Source organism: Serratia sp. CY33525, assembly GCF_052169115.1.
Lineage (GTDB): Bacteria > Pseudomonadota > Gammaproteobacteria > Enterobacterales > Enterobacteriaceae > Serratia > Serratia sarumanii.
Genome location: NZ_JBJNLK010000006.1, coordinates 45,842 through 64,818 on the forward strand (window position 1 = coordinate 45,842; position 18,977 = coordinate 64,818).

Annotated in this window: 17 protein-coding genes and 1 pseudogene; 8 read left to right on the plus strand and 10 right to left on the minus strand. The window is 61.4% G+C overall.

Going from position 1 to position 18,977, the window contains the following annotated elements; genetic code table 11:
- Window positions 1-275: 275 nt before the first annotated feature.
- Genes ftsX through ftsY form a run of 3 tightly spaced genes read right to left on the minus strand, consistent with a single transcriptional unit; the run spans window position 276 to window position 3,530 of the window.
- Window positions 276-1,229, minus strand: coding sequence for a permease-like cell division protein FtsX (ftsX, locus tag ACJ8IM_RS15925; protein ID WP_033636680.1), 954 nt, complete (start codon window positions 1,227-1,229; stop codon window positions 276-278).
- Complete coding sequence (ftsE, locus tag ACJ8IM_RS15930; protein WP_004934337.1) at window positions 1,219-1,890, minus strand: cell division ATP-binding protein FtsE; 672 nt, start codon at window positions 1,888-1,890, stop codon at window positions 1,219-1,221. The genes ftsX and ftsE overlap by 11 nt, the downstream gene beginning before the upstream one ends.
- Window positions 1,891-1,895: 5 nt before the next feature.
- Window positions 1,896-3,530 carry a signal recognition particle-docking protein FtsY gene (gene ftsY / locus ACJ8IM_RS15935; RefSeq protein WP_101455719.1) on the minus strand — a complete coding sequence of 545 codons (1,635 nt, stop codon included), beginning with the start codon at window positions 3,528-3,530 and terminating at the stop codon, window positions 1,896-1,898.
- Between the two features lie 242 nt (window positions 3,531-3,772).
- Between ftsY and rsmD the strand changes: the two genes are divergently transcribed.
- Window positions 3,773-4,393 (plus strand): 16S rRNA (guanine(966)-N(2))-methyltransferase, encoded by a 621-nt coding sequence (gene rsmD / locus ACJ8IM_RS15940; RefSeq protein ID WP_101455718.1) that lies wholly within the window; start codon window positions 3,773-3,775, stop codon window positions 4,391-4,393.
- Entirely contained in the window at window positions 4,383-4,655 is a 273-nt protein-coding gene (locus ACJ8IM_RS15945; protein WP_004934327.1) for a DUF1145 family protein, read from the plus strand. The genes rsmD and ACJ8IM_RS15945 overlap by 11 nt, the downstream gene beginning before the upstream one ends.
- A 3-nt stretch (window positions 4,656-4,658) precedes the next feature.
- On the opposite strand, the gene ACJ8IM_RS15950 is transcribed toward ACJ8IM_RS15945, so the two are convergent.
- Complete coding sequence (locus tag ACJ8IM_RS15950; RefSeq protein WP_033649654.1) at window positions 4,659-5,015, minus strand: DUF2500 domain-containing protein; 357 nt, start codon at window positions 5,013-5,015, stop codon at window positions 4,659-4,661.
- Window positions 5,016-5,174: 159 nt separating this feature from the next.
- Between ACJ8IM_RS15950 and ACJ8IM_RS15955 the strand changes: the two genes are divergently transcribed.
- Entirely contained in the window at window positions 5,175-5,801 is a 627-nt protein-coding gene (locus tag ACJ8IM_RS15955) for a lysoplasmalogenase (RefSeq protein ID WP_033636676.1), read from the plus strand.
- A gap of 42 nt (window positions 5,802-5,843) precedes the next feature.
- On the opposite strand, the gene ACJ8IM_RS15960 is transcribed toward ACJ8IM_RS15955, so the two are convergent.
- Window positions 5,844-6,221 (minus strand): AprI/Inh family metalloprotease inhibitor, encoded by a 378-nt coding sequence (locus ACJ8IM_RS15960; RefSeq protein ID WP_038874139.1) that lies wholly within the window; start codon window positions 6,219-6,221, stop codon window positions 5,844-5,846.
- A gap of 55 nt (window positions 6,222-6,276) precedes the next feature.
- Window positions 6,277-7,740, minus strand: a complete 1,464-nt coding sequence (locus tag ACJ8IM_RS15965) for a serralysin family metalloprotease (protein WP_033636674.1) — start codon at window positions 7,738-7,740, stop codon at window positions 6,277-6,279.
- A 681-nt stretch (window positions 7,741-8,421) separates the two neighbouring features.
- Here ACJ8IM_RS15965 and ACJ8IM_RS15970 point away from each other — a divergent pair.
- On the plus strand, window positions 8,422-10,740 hold the full coding sequence (locus tag ACJ8IM_RS15970; RefSeq protein WP_230116420.1) for a zinc/cadmium/mercury/lead-transporting ATPase: 2,319 nt from the start codon (window positions 8,422-8,424) through the stop codon (window positions 10,738-10,740).
- Window positions 10,741-10,829: 89 nt separating this feature from the next.
- Here ACJ8IM_RS15970 and tusA read toward each other — a convergent pair whose 3' ends face one another.
- Entirely contained in the window at window positions 10,830-11,075 is a 246-nt protein-coding gene (gene tusA, locus ACJ8IM_RS15975; protein ID WP_025304890.1) for a sulfurtransferase TusA, read from the minus strand.
- Window positions 11,076-11,295: 220 nt separating this feature from the next.
- On the opposite strand from tusA, the gene ACJ8IM_RS15980 reads away from it, so the two are divergent.
- The 3 genes from ACJ8IM_RS15980 to ACJ8IM_RS15990 all read left to right on the plus strand — a co-directional run bounded on the left by ACJ8IM_RS15980 (window position 11,296) and on the right by ACJ8IM_RS15990 (window position 13,075).
- Window positions 11,296-11,955: a 7-cyano-7-deazaguanine/7-aminomethyl-7-deazaguanine transporter gene (locus ACJ8IM_RS15980; protein ID WP_033636672.1), complete on the plus strand. Its 660-nt coding sequence runs from the start codon at window positions 11,296-11,298 to the stop codon at window positions 11,953-11,955.
- 41 nt (window positions 11,956-11,996) lie between these two features.
- Window positions 11,997-12,431 (plus strand): GNAT family N-acetyltransferase, encoded by a 435-nt coding sequence (locus ACJ8IM_RS15985; protein WP_033654020.1) that lies wholly within the window; start codon window positions 11,997-11,999, stop codon window positions 12,429-12,431.
- A gap of 80 nt (window positions 12,432-12,511) precedes the next feature.
- On the plus strand, window positions 12,512-13,075 hold the full coding sequence (locus ACJ8IM_RS15990; RefSeq protein WP_033636670.1) for a DcrB family lipoprotein: 564 nt from the start codon (window positions 12,512-12,514) through the stop codon (window positions 13,073-13,075).
- A 35-nt stretch (window positions 13,076-13,110) separates the two neighbouring features.
- Here the strand turns inward: ACJ8IM_RS15990 and glpC are convergent, their stop codons facing one another.
- The 3 genes from glpC to glpA are packed head-to-tail and all read right to left on the minus strand — an operon-like array spanning window position 13,111 to window position 17,214.
- Window positions 13,111-14,310 carry an anaerobic glycerol-3-phosphate dehydrogenase subunit GlpC gene (gene glpC, locus ACJ8IM_RS15995; protein WP_033654019.1) on the minus strand — a complete coding sequence of 400 codons (1,200 nt, stop codon included), beginning with the start codon at window positions 14,308-14,310 and terminating at the stop codon, window positions 13,111-13,113.
- Window positions 14,307-15,575: a glycerol-3-phosphate dehydrogenase subunit GlpB gene (glpB, locus tag ACJ8IM_RS16000; RefSeq protein WP_033654017.1), complete on the minus strand. Its 1,269-nt coding sequence runs from the start codon at window positions 15,573-15,575 to the stop codon at window positions 14,307-14,309. The genes glpC and glpB overlap by 4 nt, the downstream gene beginning before the upstream one ends.
- Window positions 15,565-17,214, minus strand: coding sequence for an anaerobic glycerol-3-phosphate dehydrogenase subunit A (glpA, locus tag ACJ8IM_RS16005; RefSeq protein ID WP_033649645.1), 1,650 nt, complete (start codon window positions 17,212-17,214; stop codon window positions 15,565-15,567). The genes glpB and glpA overlap by 11 nt, the downstream gene beginning before the upstream one ends.
- Window positions 17,215-17,578: 364 nt before the next feature.
- Here glpA and glpT point away from each other — a divergent pair.
- Window positions 17,579-18,934, plus strand: a pseudogene (gene glpT / locus ACJ8IM_RS16010) (glycerol-3-phosphate transporter).
- Window positions 18,935-18,977 lie beyond the last annotated feature (43 nt).

An 18,977-nucleotide genomic window follows, 5' to 3' on the forward strand; every position in this document is an offset into this window, starting at 1 on the left:
TTACAGCGGGGAAATGATTGATTCTACGGCAGTTGCTGAAGCAAAAGCGGTTCCACACGCCGGGCACCTTAACATTTGCTGCAATTTTTGACCGTACTCCGCCCTATAAGTTCACCCTTTTTTGCAAGCATTGTTGCTGACAATACGTGACGAAGGTGCAGGCCGATAGGGAATTTGTGCGCTAAGAAGAGAGGTGTGGTGCTGACTTCGCTTGAGGTCACTCTTCTCCCGCAACGCGATCAAAAGCAGCAGGAGAAGAGTATACCAAAAAAATCTTACTGTGGTGTAAATCGGCGTAAATGTTGCACCGTCGCCAGCCAGGCGGCGATCCAACCGATCATCGCGGAGATGATCAGCAGCAGCAGCGCCTCGTCCCAGCCCAGCCCGTGCAGGGTGAAGGTGGTGCCGAACACCTTGGCTACCCCGGCGACTACCGACTCCAGCTGCCACACCAGCGCGCCGGAGAGCACCAGCGACAGCAGCGCGCCGGCAAAGCCGAGCATCGCCCCGCCGTTAAGGAACGGCCGCAGGATAAAACCGTCGGTGGCGCCGATCAGCTTCATCACGTTGATGGTGTCGCGGCGGCTGAAGATGCTCAGACGCACGCTGTTGCCGATCACCAGGAACACCGCCACGATCATCAGCACGCCGATGATCGCCGCGATCTGGCCCGCCAGCCCGGTCAGCGCCGCCAGGCGGGCAAACCAGCTGTCATCCATACGCACTTCTTCCACGCCCTGCACCGCCGCCACGCGATCGCGCAGGGTGTTGAGGGTATCCGAACTCTGGAAGCTCATCTTCGGCGTAACGATCGCCACCGCCGGCAACGGGTTCTCTTCCAGCATGTCCAACGCGCCGCCAAAGCCAGACCAGTTGCGGAACTCGCCGCGCGCTTCTTCACGCGACAGGTAATTCACCTTCTCCACGCCGGCTTCCGCCTTGATGGCGTCGAGCACTTTCAGCGCCGCGTCGTCGTCGAGCGATTTATCCAGGTAGACCGTCAGCTGCGGCGTCGGGTACCACTGGCTGGCCGCGGTGCTGACGTTTTTCCACACGATGTAGCACACGCTCGGCAGCGTCAGGGAGATGGCGATCACCATCACCGTCAACAGCGTCGCCAACGGCTGGCGCAGCATGTCTTTGATGGCGTTCATCCAGGCGTAACGCCACTGCTCGCGCCAGCCGCCGCGCAGCGCCTTGCTCTTGGCGGTTTTTGCGTTATTGGCCATGGTGAGCGCCCCCTTGCATGCGGCCCTGGCTCAGCGTCAGGATGCGGTAATTGCGGCGGGCGATAAGCCCGGTGTCGTGCGTCGCCATTAATACGGTGACGCCGACGCGGTTGAATTCTTCAAACAGGCGCAGAATGCCTTCCGACAGCGCGTCGTCCAGGTTGCCGGTCGGTTCATCCGCCAGCAACACCGCCGGCTTGTTCACCACCGCACGGGCGATGCCCACGCGCTGCTGCTCACCGCCGGACAGTTGAATCGGGAAGTTCTTCGCTTTATCCAGCAAACCGACCTTGTCCAGCGCGGCGGAGACGCGGCGGCGGATGTCTTCGGTACTGGCGCCGGCGATGATCAGCGGCATCGCCACATTGTCATACACCGTGCGATCCAGCAGCAGGTGGTGATCCTGGAAGATCATGCCGATCTGCCGACGCAGGAACGGCACCTCGCGGTTTTTCAAACGACTGATGTCGTGGCCGCCAAACCAGATGTGGCCGGCGCTGGGCCGTTCGATACCACAAATCAGTTTCAGCAGGGTACTTTTCCCCGCGCCGGAATGGCCGGTCAGAAACGCCATTTCCGCCGGTCGCAGATGGAAATCGACCCCCTGCAGCGCTTGCCGTCCGCCCAGATAAGCTTTACTGACCTGTTCAAAGCGAATCATCCGTATTAATCCTCTCGGGCAAAAAGTGCCTCAATAAAATCGTCAGCCTTAAACGGCCGCAAATCTTCGATGCCTTCCCCGACGCCGATATAGCGAATCGGGATACCGAACTGATCGGCGATGGCGAAGATCACCCCGCCCTTGGCGGTACCGTCCAGTTTAGTCAGCGTGATGCCGGTTAAGCCCACGGCCTCATTAAATAATTTCGCCTGGCTGACCGCATTCTGGCCGGTGCTGGCATCGAGCGTCAGCATAACCTCATGGGGGGCCTGGTCGTCCAGTTTTTTCATGACGCGGACGATCTTCTTCAGCTCTTCCATCAGGTGCGATTTGTTCTGCAGACGGCCGGCGGTATCGGCGATCAAGACATCGATGCCGCGCGCCTTGGCGGCCTGCACCGCATCGAAGATCACCGAAGCGGAATCCGCCCCGGTATGCTGCGCCACCACCGGAATGCGGTTGCGTTCGCCCCACACCTGCAGCTGCTCCACCGCCGCGGCGCGGAAAGTATCCCCCGCCGCCAGCATCACCGACTTGCCTTCCGCCTGGAATTGGCGCGCCAGCTTGCCGATGGTGGTGGTTTTACCCACGCCGTTCACGCCGACCATCAGAATGACATACGGGGTTTTCCCGCTGACATCCAGCGGCTGATCGACCTTGGCCAGAATTTCGGACATTTCCTCCTTCAGCTTGCCGTACAGCGCTTCGGCGTCTTTCAGCTGCTTGCGGCTGGCGTGCTGGGTCAGGGAGGTGATGATCTTGCGCGTGGTCTCCACGCCGACATCGGCGATCAGCAGCTGTTCTTCCAACTCGTCGAACAGGTCGTCGTCGATCTTTTTACCGCGGAACAGCCCCATAAAGCCGGAGCCGAGGTTTTGCTTGGTTTTCAGCAGGCTGCGCTTCAGGCGAGCGAAGAAGCCCTCTTTGGTCGGCCGCTCCTGCTCTTGCGCAGCGGCCGGCACCACAGGTTCAAGCGGCGCTTCTTCTTCCGGTTCCGGTTCTGGTTCGACGACCGGCTCGGGCTCAACGGCCGGCTCGGGCTCAACAACCGGCTCGGGCTCGACAACCGGCTCGGGCTCAACGACCGGCTCGGGTTCAACGACCGGCTCAGGCTCAACAACTGGCTCGGGCTCGACAACCGGCTCGGGTTCAACGACCGGCTCAGGCTCAACGACCGGCTCAGGCTCAACGACCGGCTCAGGCTCAACCACCGGCTCAGGCTCAACGACCGGCTCGGGCTCAACCACCGGCTCGGACTCGACGACCGGCTCGGGCTCAACCACCGGCTCAAGCTCGACGACCGGCTGCTGCTGCGCCACTACCTGCTCGGTCACGCTGACAATCTCTTCGGCCAACGCTTGCGCCGTCGGGTGTTCGGCCGCCGCCGGCAGGTTTTCCGCGATGGGTTCGCCGGCCTGGCCGCTATCCCACTCTCCCGGGGTGTCGACGGAGGCGGCAGGTTCAGATTCCTGGGCGGGGAGCTTGTCATCCAGCTTGGCGGTGGCCGGTTCAGCCGGCGTCTCCGCGGCCTGAGGCTCCGCCTGCTCTACCGGCTGCTCAGGTTGCTGTTGCTCTTCTTCCTTTTCCTTCTGGCCAAACCCCAGCCAGGAGAAAAACCCACGTTTCTTATCTTTTGCCATGTTATGACTCTACTCCGTACCGAAGGCTCGCTTACCCTACATACCTGAAGGATATATGCTGACAATAATCCGCCGAGTCTATCACTTTCCCTCGCGCAGCAACACGCATCCGGCATGCTTTCCGGTGTGAAATCAGACAACAAAGTTTTACCGTTCCCCCCGAAGCCCGTCACCGGTAGAATAGGGGCAACTTTTCGTTAACCTCTACGGCTCCGCGCCGCAAAAGAAATCAAACAACGCTTATGACAAGACTCTCGCCACGGGCGGCGGCCAAAAAACCGCCCCAGGCCGCAGCCGGACAGATCCGCATCATCGGCGGCCAATGGCGCGGTCGCAAGCTTCCGGTGCCGAACAGCCCGGGGCTGCGCCCCACCACCGATCGGGTGCGCGAAACCCTGTTCAACTGGCTGGCGCCGGTGATTCAGGGCGCGCGCTGCCTGGACTGTTTCGCCGGCAGCGGCGCATTAGGGCTGGAAGCGCTGTCGCGCTACGCCGGCAGCGCCACGCTGTTGGAATTCGAACGGCCGGTGGCGCAGCAGCTGGAAAAAAATCTGGCGCTGCTGCAGGGCAAGGGGGTGGTTATCAACACCAACGCGCTGAGCTGGCTGGCGGGCGAGAGCCAACCGTTCGACGTGGTGTTCCTCGATCCGCCGTTTCGCAAAGGCCTGCTGGCGGAAACCGCCTTGCTGCTGGAGCAGCAAGGCTGGCTGGCCGACGAGGCCTGGATCTATGTAGAAGCCGAGGCGGAAAGCGCCGCGGCGGACGTGCCTGCCAGCTGGCAGCTGCACCGGGAGAAGGTCGCCGGCCAGGTGGCCTATCGCCTTTATATTCGTTCGCAAGAGAAAACCGACCATGCTGATTAATCTGGGCCGCCTGCTGATGCTGTGCGTGTGGGGCTTCCTGCTCTCTAACCTGTTCCATCCTTTTCCCAAGCCGCTGAAGTATTTCATCGACGTGGCGCTGTTCTTTATGGTGGTGATGCACGGCCTGCAGCTGGTGCTGTTGAAATCCACCCAGCCGAAGGATCAGCCAATCAGCTACTGGCAAGAAGCCAAGATCTTTATCTTTGGCGTGTTCGAGCTGCTGGCCTGGCAAAAGAAACAGCCGCCCATCAAGAAGAAATGACCGCTACGGCTGAACGCTGAAAGAGACGAAGCGCGTGCCCTGCATGTTCAACGTGCCCTGCGCGCCTTTTTCTATCGGGTTGTATTGCCACTGTTTCAGCCGAAGCGTGATGTCTTCACCGCCCTGGTTCGGGCTGAACACCACCTCGTAATACATCGGCTCATTGACCAGCGGTTCGCGCTGCGGCGCGCGGGTCCTGGCGACCGGGAAGCTGCGCTTGTCGCTCACCGTCACCTGCAGGCTGCGCATCGGCGCGCGATCGTTTTCCGCCTCCCGCTGGCGCTGTTTGAAGTAGCGTTGCGTGGCCAGCACGGCGATCAGCGCAATCACGGCGACAAAAAATAACGGTGGCTTGCTCATCGGTTTCCCATTTCTTTCACGGCCAAATCGGCGTAAACATAGCATTCTCAAGAAAGCATTGTCGATCGTCGGCAGGCTACCTACACTGAAATAAGAAGTGACATTGGTGACAGTTTGGAGCCGGTTGTTGCGGCTCCCTCATGCATAAGGAAGACATAAATGAGTTGGCCGTTCCTTGCCGTATTCTTTTCCGGTTGGCTGTTCGTCGACGCCTCATACCGTGGCCCGCGCTGGCAGCGCTGGGTGTTCAAACCCGTCACGCTGCTGCTGCTGTTGCTGTTGGCCTGGCAGGCGCCGGTGCTCGGCGCAGCAGGTTATCTGATCGTGCTCGGCCTGCTGGCGACGCTGATCGGCGACGCGCTGCTCCTGTTGCCGCGCGAGCGGGTGCTGTACGCCATCGGCGCCTTTTTCCTGTCCCATCTGCTGTATACCCTGAGCTTCGCCAGCCAGATGACGTTCAGCCTGTTCTGGCCGCTGCCGCTGGCGCTGCTGGCGATCGGCGCGTTGCTGCTGGCCACCCTTTGGACCCGGCTGGAAGAGATGCGCTGGCCGATCGTCACCTACGTGGCGATGACGCTGCTGATGGTCTGGCTGGCGGGCGAGCAATATTTCCTGCGCAGCACCGATTTCGGCTTCTCGCTGCTGACCGGCACCTCGCTGCTGCTGCTGGCCAACGTGGTTTGGCTGCTCAACCGCTACCGTTTCACCTTCCGCGCGGCGGACGCCATCGTGGCTTTCTGTTACTTCTCCGGCCACTTCCTGATCGTGCGTTCGCTCTACCTGTAACTCTCTGCCGCGGGTTCGGCGCGCCGAACCCGTTTTTCATTATCAAGCCAGCGCTTTCAACGTCAGGGCATCATCGGCGCCCAGCTGATTGCGATACAGATCGCCGTCGCGCGAGAAGAACGCCAGCGTGCTGCCATCCGCCCGCAGCAGAGCGATGCCGTCCGGCGCCGGGCGCCAGCCCACGACTTCCGCCGCAAACACGCTTTGCAAACACCGTTGCCGATCCACCAGCTGATAGCCGTTGGTCTCGCTTTGTTCATTCGCCAGAAACTCGATTTGGCATTGCCGCTCGCTGTCGGCCACCTGCCATTGCCCCGCCAGCGACTGCGCGGTCGGCAGCGCCAGGCTGCCGGCCATGACCGCACTCGTCACCATCATGCCGCCCGCCGCCAAAGCGGTGCGCGTTAAAGTACCTTTCATACCGGGCTCCCGCATCACGCCCGGCCGAGACTGCGCCGGGCGTTCCGTTGCTGTGTTACACGATAAAGTCAGTGGCGACGTCAACCTGGCCGACGATTTTCACCAGGAAGTCCGGCGCCTGATGGCCACCGATATTCACCGACAAATCGGTCACGTTGTTGGAAGCGTTGTAGCTGAGCAGCGCTTCGCCGGCCGTGCCGCTGAAGTGATCGACGAAGTGAATGAAATCGCTGCTCTGCGCCTCTTTGTTGAAGAACGACAGGTCAATTTTGTCGATCCCTTTCTGGAAGTCGCGGATCCAGTCTGAAGCGCCCGGTGCGGAATCGCCGGCGGCAGAGAACACGAAGATGTCTTTGCCGGCACCGCCCCACAGCTCATCCGCCCCGCCGCCGCCGAACAGCACGTCGTTACCCGCGCCGCCTTTCAGCACGTTGTTGGCCGCGTTGCCAACGATCACGTCGTTGCCGGAACCGCCAATGGCGTTCTCGATGGTCACACCGGCAGCGATCGAGACGTTGCCCTTCAGGCCGCCCACGTCGGAGAACGATTTCTCGTTCAGGTTGATGCGCTGGTTAGCGGTGTAACCGGAGAAGTCGAAGGTATCGTTACCGCCCGCATCCCAGGCCGCAAAGATCACTTTCTGCGAGTTGCTGGTGGTGCTGAGGAAGTCGCGACCGGTGTTGGAGTTAAAACCGTACACGGTGTCGCCGGTGCGGGTCGACAGGTTGGCGCCATACAGATGCTGAATGGCGGCGATGTCATCCAGCAGCGGAGCCGCGGCATAGTGGCCGCCGTTGTCGCCACCGGTGTTGGTTTCACTCCAGTAGCTCATCAGGCTGAACTGGCGGGTATCCTCCGCATAGGTGACGTCGCGATAGGTCGGGTTACCCTCACCGGCGTTGTAGTCGCCCGGGTGGCTCAGGCCCAGCGCATGGCCAATCTCATGGGTGAACGTCTGACGGCCGTAGTCTTCGGTCGCCGGATGCTTCACGTTGGATTGGTTGACGTTGTACCAGGTCTGGCCGCCCAGATCCTGGCCCTGCCAAATGGTGTTCGGCAGGAAGGCGTAGGCCTGGGTGCCGTAATCATAGTGGCCGGGACGATCCTGGCTGTAGTTGCCGAAGGTGATGTTGGCCTTTTGTCCGGCCGCCACTTCGGTGAAGGTGATATTGGCGACGTCCGCCCAGGACTGCAGCGACAGCTTAGCCTGCTGCTGCTGTTCCGCGCTGAACTTGCTCAGCCCGGTGTCGCCGGCGACGTTGGTGGAAGAGAACTTATAGTCCGGGAAGGAGAAGGTTAATTTGACCGGCTGGCCAAATACCTTGTAACCGTTCCAGGTTTGGTTCTCACGGGTAATAAACAGCCCAGCTTGCTCGTTAGAAAATGAATCCTTGCCATTAATCTGAATCCCGTTGCCCCGCTCATGATAATGCAGCAGGTCGTCTACAGCATCGTAGCCGGTTGTCGCGGCCGCAAGGCTGGATTCAGTAATTTCAATTGCCTTTTTAGTAGATTGCATTGGTTCGATTCCACTCATTACCTGATTGATATCAATCAGACAGATAGACATAACCTCCCCGTAAGCCACGGTTAATGAACCTCAGGCCTGCTGGAAGGGGCTTATGCGCCGTTGCCGGCAGTGTGTTAGGTAGAATTAATGCATATATATCAGCAAATAAGATCACCATTAAAAATGGTAATCGATTCCAATTATAGGCAGGGTCGCAAAAACGCACATAAAATAATCAACCATTTATTATCGCAACGAAAGTTTGTTATGCTGCTTTTCTGGCTTCTTTACAAAACAAATGAAACTTGATGAGGAGAAGTTGGCACCAAACTTCAATAACAATGCGGCCTGCAGACTCAAGCGAATCATGCTGGCTTTCCCCAGGGTAAAAGGTAAATTTTGCTAAAGCGTTATAGATTAATAACTCTTTATTATTAGGTCGGGCGATTTTTTAGTTTCTATAGGAATATTATTTTCTTATTTAAACTATCGGCGGCGAGCCTGTTTCCCCAAATAGGGAATAAGAAAAGCCGATAGATTAAAATTCGCATTATTCATTATTGAATGAATCCCCCTTTCTACGCTTAAACGCCGTTAGCAATAATTCTCATCCGGCGCTTGACTCTGGAGTGGACTCCAGGGTGTAGAGTCAGTTGAGCAAACCCGTTTAACAGCCCGAAGGGGGACGTTATGCACAATCAGCAAAACCATAATCATCAGGAACATCACCACGCCGAAGGCGGATGCGGCTGCAACCACAGCCACAGCAAAACGCAGCATGGCTGCAGCAGCGAACCGAAAAACGCCGCCGCGCAGGCCGAACAGGCCCACCATCATCACGATCATGGCGATAGCGGCTGCTGCGCCGCCACGCCCGACGATCCGGACGAGGAAAGCGACAGGCTGGCCGCCGCTCCCCCTTCCGGTAGCCAACGTTTCAGCTGGAAAGTCACCGGCATGGACTGCCCCAGCTGCGCCAAGAAAATCGAAAATGCCGTCACCGCACTCCCCGGCGTCGACAGCGCGCGGGTGCTGTTTGCGACCGAGAAACTGGTAGTCGACGCACAGTCCGACATCAGCCTGCGGATCCAGGACGCGGTCGCCCAGGCCGGCTTTACCCTGCTCGGCACTCAGAACGCCAAAGCCGCCGCGCCGAAAACCTCACGCTTCGGCGAATTCGCACCGCTGCTGCTGTTAACTACCCTGATGGTCGTCAGCTGGGTGCTGGATCGGGTTAACCCAGAGCTGGGGCGCATCGCCTTTATCGCCACCACGCTGGTCGGATTGGCGCCGGTCGCCGCCAAGGCGCTGCGTTTGATCCGCTCCGGCACGCCATTCGCCATCGAAACGCTGATGAGCGTGGCGGCCATCGGCGCGCTGTTCATCGGCGCCACCGCCGAAGCGGCGATGGTGCTGCTGCTGTTTATGGTCGGCGAACTGCTGGAATCCTACGCCGCCAACCGCGCGCGACGCGGCGTGACGGCGCTGATGGAGCTGGTGCCGGAAGACGCGCTGCTGCTGCAAGGCACGGAACGCAAACGCGTGCCGGTCGCCAGCCTGCGCCCTGGCGACGTGATTGAAATCGCGCCCGGCGGGCGCCTGCCGGCCGACGCCGAGCTGCTCAATCCGTTCGCCAGCTTCGACGAAAGCGCCCTGACCGGCGAATCGGTGCCGGTCGAGCGCCAGCAGGGCGAGAAAGTGGCCGCCGGCAGCCTGTCCGTCGATCAGGCGGCGCAGATGAAGGTGATCTCCGAGCCCGGCAAAAACGCCATCGACCGCATTCTGCAGCTGATTGAAGAAGCCGAAGAGCGCCGCGCGCCGATCGAACGCTTCCTCGATCGGTTCAGCCGTTATTACACCCCGGCCATTATGCTGCTGGCCGTCGCGGTGATCCTGGTGCCGCCGCTGCTGTTCTCGCAGCCGTGGGATACCTGGATCTATCGCGGCCTGACGCTGCTGCTGATCGGCTGTCCGTGCGCGCTGGTGATCTCGACCCCTGCGGCCATTACATCCGGGCTGGCGGCCGCCACGCGGCGCGGCGCGCTGATTAAAGGCGGCGCGGCGCTGGAGCAACTGGGCCAGATACAAACCATCGCCTTCGATAAAACCGGCACCCTGACCGAAGGCAAGCCGACGGTGACCGACGTGCTACCGATCGGCGCGCTCACCGAACAGCGGCTGCTGCAGCTTGCCGCCGCGGTGGAGGCCGGCTCACATCACCCGCTGGCGCAGGCGATCATCAACCGCGCCGCCGCAAGCGGGGCCGAGTTGCCGCTGGCGCAGGCGCGCCGCGCGCTGGCCGGCGTCGGCGTGGAAGGGATCGTGGACGGCAAGACCGTGCTGATCAGCGCGCCGGGCAAGCTGGCGCCGGGCCTGCTCGCCGTTCAATGGCAGAGCAAGGTAGACAAGCTGGAAAACGCCGGTAAAACGGCAGTGGTGGTGCTGGAAGACGGCGCCCCCATCGGCTTGCTGGCGCTGCGCGACACGCTGCGCAGCGACGCCAAACAGGCGATAGCCGAACTGAACGCGCTGGGTATTCGCGGCGTGATGCTGACCGGCGACAACCCGCGCGCCGCCGCGGCGATCGCCGGCGAGCTGGGCCTCGACTATCGCGCTAGTCTGTTGCCGGAAGATAAGGTCAACGCGGTCACCGAGCTGAGCGAACTGCGTCCGACGGCGATGATCGGCGACGGCATCAACGACGCCCCGGCGATGAAAGCCTCCAGCATCGGCATCGCCATGGGCAGCGGCACCGACGTGGCATTGGAAACCGCCGACGCCGCCCTGACCCACAACCGGCTGCTGGGCGTCGCGGAGATGATTCGCATCTCGCGCGCCACCCACGCCAATATCCGGCAAAACATCACCATCGCGCTGGGGTTGAAAGGGGTCTTCCTGATCACCAGCCTGCTGGGGCTGACCGGTTTGTGGCTGGCGGTGCTGGCGGACTCCGGCGCCACCGCGCTGGTCACCGCCAACGCGCTGCGGCTGTTGAAAAAGCGCAGCTAAGTTCGGAAACCAATACGGGCGCGGCAGAGCGCGCCCGTTGTCATTTCGGGGAAAGGGACTTTTCCTTCATCAACACCACCGTGTCGCCGTTATACACCTTTACGCAGCAGATAACGGTATGGCGCCTGCTCGGTCTCCTGCGCCACCAGCGTGTGCTCCATAAAGCGGCAGAACCCCGGAATATCGCGGGTGGTGGCCGGATCGTCGGCGATAATCAGCAGCGTTTCGCCGTTGTCCATATGGCGCACGGTTTTGCGCACCATCATCACCGGTTCCGGGCAACGCAGGCCCAGCGCGTCAAGCGTCTGGTCTGCCTGGGCAAATAAGTCAGTCATGCAATTTTTCTCGTTCAAAAACGATCGGCGAACGCTCGCCGCATCTCATTAGCGCCTAGTTTACGCCGGTAGTTTTTCTGCGCAAGATGCGTTAACGTTTGCGTTAAATTTAACCATTGCATTGGTTGCGCAAACGCGTATCATGCCGCCGCGCAGCGTTTTTTGCTGTTTTGACAAGACACACTGGGTTCCCTCACCCCACTGCTAAAAAGGCTACAATATGTATTCGTTTACCGCACAGCAGCGCTTCACGGCGTTGGTCTGGCTTTCGCTGTTTCATATCGCCATCATTACCTCCAGCAACTATCTGGTGCAGCTGCCGATCACCGTTTTCGGCTTCCATACCACCTGGGGCGCCTTTACCTTCCCGTTTATCTTCCTCGCGACCGATCTGACCGTGCGCATCTTCGGCGCGCCGCTGGCGCGGCGGATTATCCTGGCGGTGATGGTGCCGGCGCTGTTCATCTCCTACGTGATCTCCACCGTCACCTATCAGGGAGAATGGCAGGGCTTCGCGGCGCTGGGCAGTTTTAACCTGTTCGTGGCGCGTATCGCCGTCGCCAGCTTTATGGCCTACGTGCTCGGCCAGATCCTCGACGTTCACGTCTTCAATCGCCTGCGCCAACGCAGCGCCTGGTGGGTGGCGCCGGCGGCGGCGATGTTCTTCGGCAATATCAGCGATACGCTGGCGTTCTTCTTCATCGCCTTCTACAAGAGCAGCGATCCCTTCATGGCCAACAACTGGGTGGAGATCGCGCTGGTGGATTACAGCTTCAAGGTGATGATCTGCCTGCTGTTCTTCCTGCCGATGTACGGCGTGTTGCTGAACATGCTGCTCAAACGCATCGCGGCGCGCAGCGGCAGCCTGCAGCCGGGCTGAGCCGTGTTATTCTGGGCGGCCCTATCCTTTGGAGGCCGCCCATGACCCCAATCGTCCGCACCGCCACGCTCGAAGAAATCCACCGCCTTTACCAGCGCATCCCCGAATTCGGCGGCCTGCATAGCCTGGCCGATCTGCAGCGGCGCATCGGCGGTGCCTCCGCCAGCCTGTTGATCGCCGACATCGACGGCCAGCCGGCCGGTTTCAAACTCGGTTATCAACAGCGGGAAACGGTGTTTTACAGCTGGCTGGGCGGCGTGCTGCCGGCATTTCGTCGCCACGGCGTGGCGCAGGCCTTGTTGGCCGAACAGGAGCGCTGGGCGCGGGCGCTGGGCTATCGCCGGCTGACGGTCAAAACCCGTAACCGGTTCCGCGCCATGCTGACGATGCTGCTCGCCCACCACTATCAGATTGTTCAGCTGGAAAAGAAAGGCGAAGTGGCTGATTATCGGCTATTACTGGAGAAAAACTTGTGACAACATCTGCCTTGCATTTCAGCCTGGAATAGGTTGCGATACGACAGTGAATCCCTACCGGAAAGGAAGAAGGAAGCCCGATGCGTAAAGTAGCGAAATTGATGGGTATCAGCCTGCTGGCGCTAGGCCTCGCGGCCTGCGACGGCGACACCAAAGACACCAAGGCAGCGTCTGACGGCGCGGCGGCCAGCGCGCCGGCCGGGCAGCAGGTCAGCCTGCTGGACGGTAAACTGGCGTTCACCCTGCCGGTCGGCATGGCGGATCAGAGCGGCAAGCTGGGCAACCAGGCCAACAACATGCATGTTTACGCAGACAGCACCGGCCAGCGCGCGGTGATCGTGATCCTGGGCGACAAGACCGCCGACAGCCTGGAGACCCTGGCCAAGCGCCTGGAGAATACCCAGCGCGCGCGTGACGCCAACCTGCAGGTGATCACCAACAAGGCGCTCGACGTCAACGGCGTGCCGCTGCGTCAGTTGGACAGCATCATCACCAGCGGCGGCGAAAAAGCCTATTCCTCCGTCCTGATCGGCTCGCTGAACAACAACATGCTGACCATTCAGGTGACGCTGCCGGCGGACAATCAGCAGCAGGCGCAGGCCGAAGCCGAAGGCATCATCTCCACCCTGAAGCTGAAGCAGTAATCCCACAGAGGGCCGGCTTGCCGGCCCTCTCGTTTTTATACCAGCGCCTGCGCCAGCAGGGTGATCGGATGCTCGCAGCGCTTGCTGGTGGACATTTCTATCTGCCATTTGCAGGTCTCGCAGTCGGTCACCACCAGATCCACTCCGCTCTCTTCGATCTGCCGGAACAGCGGCGCGCCGATGCCTTGCGAAGTGGCGTAGTTCTCCGATTTGAACCCGTAGGTGCCGGCGATGCCGCAGCACTGCGAATCCAGCACCACCAGCTCCAGCCCCGGTATCTGCCGCAGCAGCTCCAGGGTGTAGGCGGTCCAGCCCATCTTCTCCATATGGCAAGGCGTGTGATAAGCCACCCGCAGCGGCGTGCGCTTCAGCGGCAGGCTGCGCCCCTGATTGATCAGGCGATAGAGATAGCGCGTCGCCAGCTCCACCCGATCGCGCACCGGAGTGGTGTCCACGTCCAGCAGATGGGGGTATTCGTCGCGCAGGGTGAAGGTGCAGCTCGATGAGGTCGCCACCACCGGGATGCCGCGCTCCAGCACCGCTTCATGCAGCGACTCGGCGTTAACCCTGGCCTGCTTTTTGGCCTGCTCGATAAACCCGTTGGCGATCAGCGGCACGCCGCAGCATTTCTCGCGCTTCAGCAGCTGCACGCCGATATCCAGCGCGTTGAATACCCGGATCAAATCCTTGCCCAGCTGCGGATGGTTATAGTTGACGAAGCAGCCGTGGAAAAACGCCACCTGCTCGGCATAGCGCCGCTGAGCCTGCGCCTGTTGCCGGTACCAGCGGCGGAAAGTGCCGAACGAGTATTTCGGCAGTTCTCGCCGGTGATCGATCTTCAGCGCCTTGTCCAGCAGCTTGCGCACCGGTTTCAGCCCGGTGGCGGCGTTGACGATCGGCGCGAACGGCGTCGACAGCGAGCCCATGATATCGGTGTGGCTGAGGATGGCGTCGCGCAGCGTCGGCTTGCTCTGGGCGAAGTCGGCGCGGGCGCGCTGAATGATATCGCCGATTTTGACGTCGGACGGGCAGGCCACTTCACAACGTTTGCAGTTGGTGCAGTATTTCAGCGCTTCGTCGTACAGCGCCGGATCTTTCAGCCGCAGCCGCTCGCCGTCCGGCCCCGCCTGTTTCGGCCCCGGATAGAGCGGGTTCACTTTGGCGACCGGGCAATAGGTGGTGCAGACGGTGCATTTGATGCAGCTTTCAAAGCTGTGGTCCTGATGCAGGCTCATGCGTTTTCCTCCGCGGCGATCTGCTGCGCGACGTGCAGCGCACCGATCAATGACACGCCGGCACCGCAGCCTTGCTGCAGCGGATCGTAGCCGCCGGCGACCGCGCCGATGGCGTACAGATTGTCGAACGGCATGCCCTGCTTCATCGCCCGCAGCCTGCCGTCGGTGCGCACGCCAAATTGCAGATAAGGCTGCGGCGCGAACAGCTCGCGCCGGCTCCAGTCGGCGCGATCCGCGCGGCTGTGTACGTCCAGCCCGAAGATCGGCTCGCGCACCCCGTCGAAATCCGCCACCAGCCCGTTGCTGAAGAAGCTGCCGCTGGCCAACACCACCTGCTGCGCCCGCAGCGGAATATCACCGTGGTTGCGGGTATACAGGCCCGTGACGCGGCCGGCTTCGCACTCGGCGCGCAGCACGCTGTCGCCGGGCATGAAAACGCCGCCCAGCTGTTGAAAACGCCGCCGCAGCGCCTGATGCAAGCGCATGCCGGGCACCGAAGGCGGCAGCGTCGGCAGCAGCCGGATCGGCTTGCCGACCGCATCCTGCAGCACCGCCAGCGACGCGTCGTCCTCCAATCCCAAACAGGCCGGCAGAAAGAGCGCGTCGGCTGCCCCCGCCAACCGCCGCAGTTCCTCGGCCATCGGCGGCAGACTTTCCATCAAATCCAGCACCCGGGCGATGTTTACCGCGCGGAACTCGCTGGGGTTATTGCGCAATCTGTCCAGCGCCGGCATGTGCAGATAGGCCACCTCCGTCTCTACGCCGAGCTCCCGGCTCAGAGAGTCGGCGGCCATCTGCGGCTGGAAATCGAGGAAGCCTTCGATGCCGATCACCGCAATGCGCCGCCACGGCAGTTGGCCGGTCAGCGGCAGCGTCGGGATCGCCTGCGGGCTGAGCCAGGTGGCGCGACGCGTGCCAAGCGGCGTAATGCGCAGATGGTTGTTGGCGCCCTCGCCCTGCAGGTTCAGCCCGCAGCGCTCCAACAACCGCTGCGCGGCGGCGGACAGCGCCGCCACCCGGCCGGGCCCGATCAGGGCATACGGATGCTGCGGCGCCTGCTGCGCCAGTTGCGGTAGCGCCGCCAGCGGCATTTCGACCGGCGTGCCGTCCGGCAATCTCGCCAGCAGGTCGAGCGAGCCGGAGGAGAAGTAGAGCGCGCTCTGGCCGGAACTGACCACCGCGCAGCGCTTGCCCTGTTCGGCCACGGCAATGGCGCAGCTCAGGCCCGCCAGGCCGCCGCCAATCACCACTACGTCAAATCGCATCATCCGCCTCCTGCTCCTTGTCGGCCTGGGCTTCAAGCCCGCATAGCCCCTGGTAAACCCAGCTGGTAAATTCACTCTCGCGCAGCGCGTCGCCCCAGGCGATCGGCCGTACGCCTTTCCACCGTTCGTTGAGGAACTGCGACAGCTGCGCGATGGACTGCTGCGGCGTGCTGACGTTAAAGCGCGTCAACAGCCCGGCGGCGCGGCAGGCACAGAGTTCGCCCTGGCAGGTGCCCATGCCGACGCGGGTGCGGCGGCGCAGATCCACCAGGTTATTGACGGTCAGCGAGTTGACCGCATAACGCACTTCCCCGGCGGTCACCGCCTCGCATTCGCACACCAGGCTGGTGTCGAGCCGATCGGCCGCCGGCACCTGGCTGGCGCGATCGCCGTGGCGGTAAATTGCCGAGCCGCGAATGCTGGCGGGCAGAGAAACCACGCTGCGCACCGTCTCCTCCGCCGACTGGCGGGAGCCGGGCAACGCATCCTGCGCGGTGGTGCACGGGCGGTTTACGCCAAGCTTTTCGCACACCTTGTCGGTGGCCCACTCCGCCATCAGGCGGTAGGTCATCAGCTTGCCGCCGGTGATGGTGATAAACCCTTCCAGCCCGTCGCGGGCGGCGTGATCGAGCAGCACGATGCCGCGGCTGACGTTGCGCCCGCTGGGGTCGTCGTCGCTGGCCACCAGCGGCCGTACCCCGGCGTAGGCGCGCAGAATGCGGGTCTGCGCCAGGGTGGGCGCCAACAGCGCCCCCTCACGGATCAGAATGTCCACTTCCTGCGGGGTCACCAGCATGTTGTCAATTTGGTCGTAGTCGATATGGGTCGAGGTGGTGCCGATCAGCGAGATGGTGTCGCCCGGCACCAGGATGTCGGCGTCCGCCGGTTTGCGGCAGCGGTTGATCACCATGTTGTTGATGCGGTGGCCGAGGATCAGCAGCGCCCCCTTGGCCGGGAACATGCGGATGCGCAAATCGGCGTATTCGGCGATCTGCTGGCCCCAGATGCCGGCGGCGTTGACCACCACCGGCGCATGCAGCGCATAGCGCCGCTGATTCTGATGGTCGTAAACGCGCACGCCCGTCACCCGATCGCCGCTGCGCAACAATCCCACCACCTGGTGATAGGTCAGGATCTGCGCGCCATGTTCGCGCGCGTCCAACATGTTGGCGGCGGTCAGCCGGAAGGGATCGACGGTGCCGTCCGGCACGCGCACCGCGCCGATCAGCGCCGGGTTAGCCGCCGGCTCCAGCCGCAGCGCCAGCTGCGGGTCGATCGCTTCGGCGCCGATGTCGGCCTGGCGACAGGCGGCGATAAACTGTTGCTGATAGTCCAGCGAGTCCTGCGGCAGGGTGATGAACAGCCCATCGGTGCGCTCGATACAGTGATGAGCGATACGTTTCAGGATGCGGTTTTCTTCGATGCACTCGCGCGCCGACTCGCCGTCGGTCACCGCATAGCGCGCGCCGCTGTGCAGCAAACCGTGGTTGCGGCCGGTGGCGCCGGTGGCGATGTCGTGGCGCTCCAGCAAAATGCAGCGCAAGCCGCGCCGCGCGCAGTCGCGGGCGATGCCTGCGCCGGTGGCGCCGCCGCCGATGATGATCACATCCGTTTCGCCGCCGTCAAAATAGCTGCTCATGTCGCTCCCTCAGGATCGGTAGTTATGAGCCTATTGAGCCACGGTTATAAGGGTATTTGTTTGATAAGGAACAATAACGAACATCAAACGAAATAAAAATGTCCACAAAAAACCATCAATGTGATCATAATCACGATTTTTGGACGTTTTTCTATTTCATAACGTTAACGAATCGCTCAAAATCCGCCGTGGTTTCATAAAAGTGTAACAATTGCGCCATTCGTCACAGCGACACCAGGCGTATTTGACGACAATGGCGCTCGTTATGGAACACAAAAACACCACATTCGATATCCGCTCAATCATCAAATGAACGTAAAAGGTCATATTGATGTGATAACAGATAAAGCCATCGGAGGCGCTCATGTTGAGTATTTTTAAGCCGGCCGCACACATCGCCCGTGTGCCGAGCGATAAGGTAGACCCGCTCTACCGTAAGCTGCGCTGGCAAATTTTCCTGGGGATCTTCTTCGGTTACGCCGCTTACTATCTGGTGCGTAAGAACTTCACCCTGGCCATGCCTTACCTGATCGAACAAGGCTTCAGCCGCGGTGACCTCGGCTTCGCGCTGTCGGGCATTTCCATCGCCTACGGCTTCTCCAAATTCATCATGGGTTCGGTCTCCGACCGTTCCAACCCGCGAGTGTTCCTGCCTGCCGGCCTGATCCTGGCGGCGGCGGTGATGTTGTTCATGGGCTTCGTGCCGTGGGCCACCTCCAGCATCGCCATCATGTTCGTCCTGCTGTTCCTGTGCGGCTGGTTCCAGGGCATGGGTTGGCCGCCGTGCGGCCGCACCATGGTGCACTGGTGGTCGCAGAAAGAACGCGGCGGCATCGTCTCCATCTGGAACTGCGCCCACAACGTGGGTGGCGGCCTGCCGCCGCTGCTGTTCCTGCTGGGTATGGCCTGGTTCAACGACTGGCACGCGGCGCTGTACATGCCGGCCTTCGGCGCCATCCTGGTGGCCCTGATCGCCTTCGGCCTGATGCGCGACACCCCGCAATCCTGCGGCCTGCCGCCGATTGAAGAGTACAAAAACGACTACCCGGACGACTACAGCGAAAAAGACGAAGAAGAGCTGACCGCCAAGCAGATCTTCATGCAGTACATCCTGCCGAACAAGCTGCTGTGGTACATCGCGGTCGCCAACGTGTTCGTCTACCTGCTGCGTTACGGCATTCTGGACTGGTCGCCGACCTACCTGAAAGAAGTGAAGCACTTCGCACTGGACAAGTCTTCCTAGGCTTACTTCCTGTATGAATACGCCGGTATCCCGGGCACCCTGCTGTGCGGCTGGATGTCGGACAAAGTGTTCAAAGGCAACCGCGGCGCCACCGGCGTGTTCTTCATGACGCTGGTGACCATCGCCACCGTGGTGTTCTGGATGAACCCGCCGGGCAACCCGACCGTGGACATGATCTGTATGCTGGTCATCGGCTTCCTGATCTACGGCCCGGTAATGCTGATCGGCCTGCACGCGCTGGAGCTGGCGCCGAAGAAAGCCGCCGGCACCGCCGCAGGCTTCACCGGCCTGTTCGGCTACCTGGGCGGCTCGGTTGCGGCCAGCGCCATCGTCGGCTACACCGTAGACTTCTTCGGTTGGGACGGCGGCTTCATGGTGATGATCGGCGGCGGCGTGCTGGCGGTTATCCTGCTGCTGCTGACCATGCTGAACGAAAAGAAACACCACGCGGAAATCGCTGCCGGCAAGCGCGGCTAACCGTCACACGACTTTTGCATGATTTAAAGGCCGCCCTGCGGCC

Excerpts from the sequence above, each read along its gene's own strand:
- glpB (WP_033654017.1), bottom strand. The coding sequence starts at position 15,575 with ATGCGATTTGACGTAGTGGTGATTGGCGGCGGCCTGGCGGGCCTGAGC.
- ACJ8IM_RS15950 (WP_033649654.1), bottom strand. The coding sequence starts at position 5,015 with ATGAGCAAGCCACCGTTATTTTTTGTCGCCGTGATTGCGCTGATCGCC.
- ACJ8IM_RS15955 (WP_033636676.1), top strand. The coding sequence starts at position 5,175 with ATGAGTTGGCCGTTCCTTGCCGTATTCTTTTCCGGTTGGCTGTTCGTC.
- ftsE (WP_004934337.1), bottom strand. The coding sequence starts at position 1,890 with ATGATTCGCTTTGAACAGGTCAGTAAAGCTTATCTGGGCGGACGGCAA.
- ACJ8IM_RS15945 (WP_004934327.1), top strand. The coding sequence starts at position 4,383 with ATGCTGATTAATCTGGGCCGCCTGCTGATGCTGTGCGTGTGGGGCTTC.
- ftsX (WP_033636680.1), bottom strand. The coding sequence starts at position 1,229 with ATGGCCAATAACGCAAAAACCGCCAAGAGCAAGGCGCTGCGCGGCGGC.
- ftsY (WP_101455719.1), bottom strand. The coding sequence starts at position 3,530 with ATGGCAAAAGATAAGAAACGTGGGTTTTTCTCCTGGCTGGGGTTTGGC.
- ACJ8IM_RS15990 (WP_033636670.1), top strand. The coding sequence starts at position 12,512 with ATGCGTAAAGTAGCGAAATTGATGGGTATCAGCCTGCTGGCGCTAGGC.
- glpA (WP_033649645.1), bottom strand. The coding sequence starts at position 17,214 with ATGAGCAGCTATTTTGACGGCGGCGAAACGGATGTGATCATCATCGGC.
- ACJ8IM_RS15960 (WP_038874139.1), bottom strand. The coding sequence starts at position 6,221 with ATGAAAGGTACTTTAACGCGCACCGCTTTGGCGGCGGGCGGCATGATG.
- ACJ8IM_RS15980 (WP_033636672.1), top strand. The coding sequence starts at position 11,296 with ATGTATTCGTTTACCGCACAGCAGCGCTTCACGGCGTTGGTCTGGCTT.
- tusA (WP_025304890.1), bottom strand. The coding sequence starts at position 11,075 with ATGACTGACTTATTTGCCCAGGCAGACCAGACGCTTGACGCGCTGGGC.
- ACJ8IM_RS15970 (WP_230116420.1), top strand. The coding sequence starts at position 8,422 with ATGCACAATCAGCAAAACCATAATCATCAGGAACATCACCACGCCGAA.
- rsmD (WP_101455718.1), top strand. The coding sequence starts at position 3,773 with ATGACAAGACTCTCGCCACGGGCGGCGGCCAAAAAACCGCCCCAGGCC.
- ACJ8IM_RS15965 (WP_033636674.1), bottom strand. The coding sequence starts at position 7,740 with ATGCAATCTACTAAAAAGGCAATTGAAATTACTGAATCCAGCCTTGCG.
- ACJ8IM_RS15985 (WP_033654020.1), top strand. The coding sequence starts at position 11,997 with ATGACCCCAATCGTCCGCACCGCCACGCTCGAAGAAATCCACCGCCTT.
- glpC (WP_033654019.1), bottom strand. The coding sequence starts at position 14,310 with ATGAGCCTGCATCAGGACCACAGCTTTGAAAGCTGCATCAAATGCACC.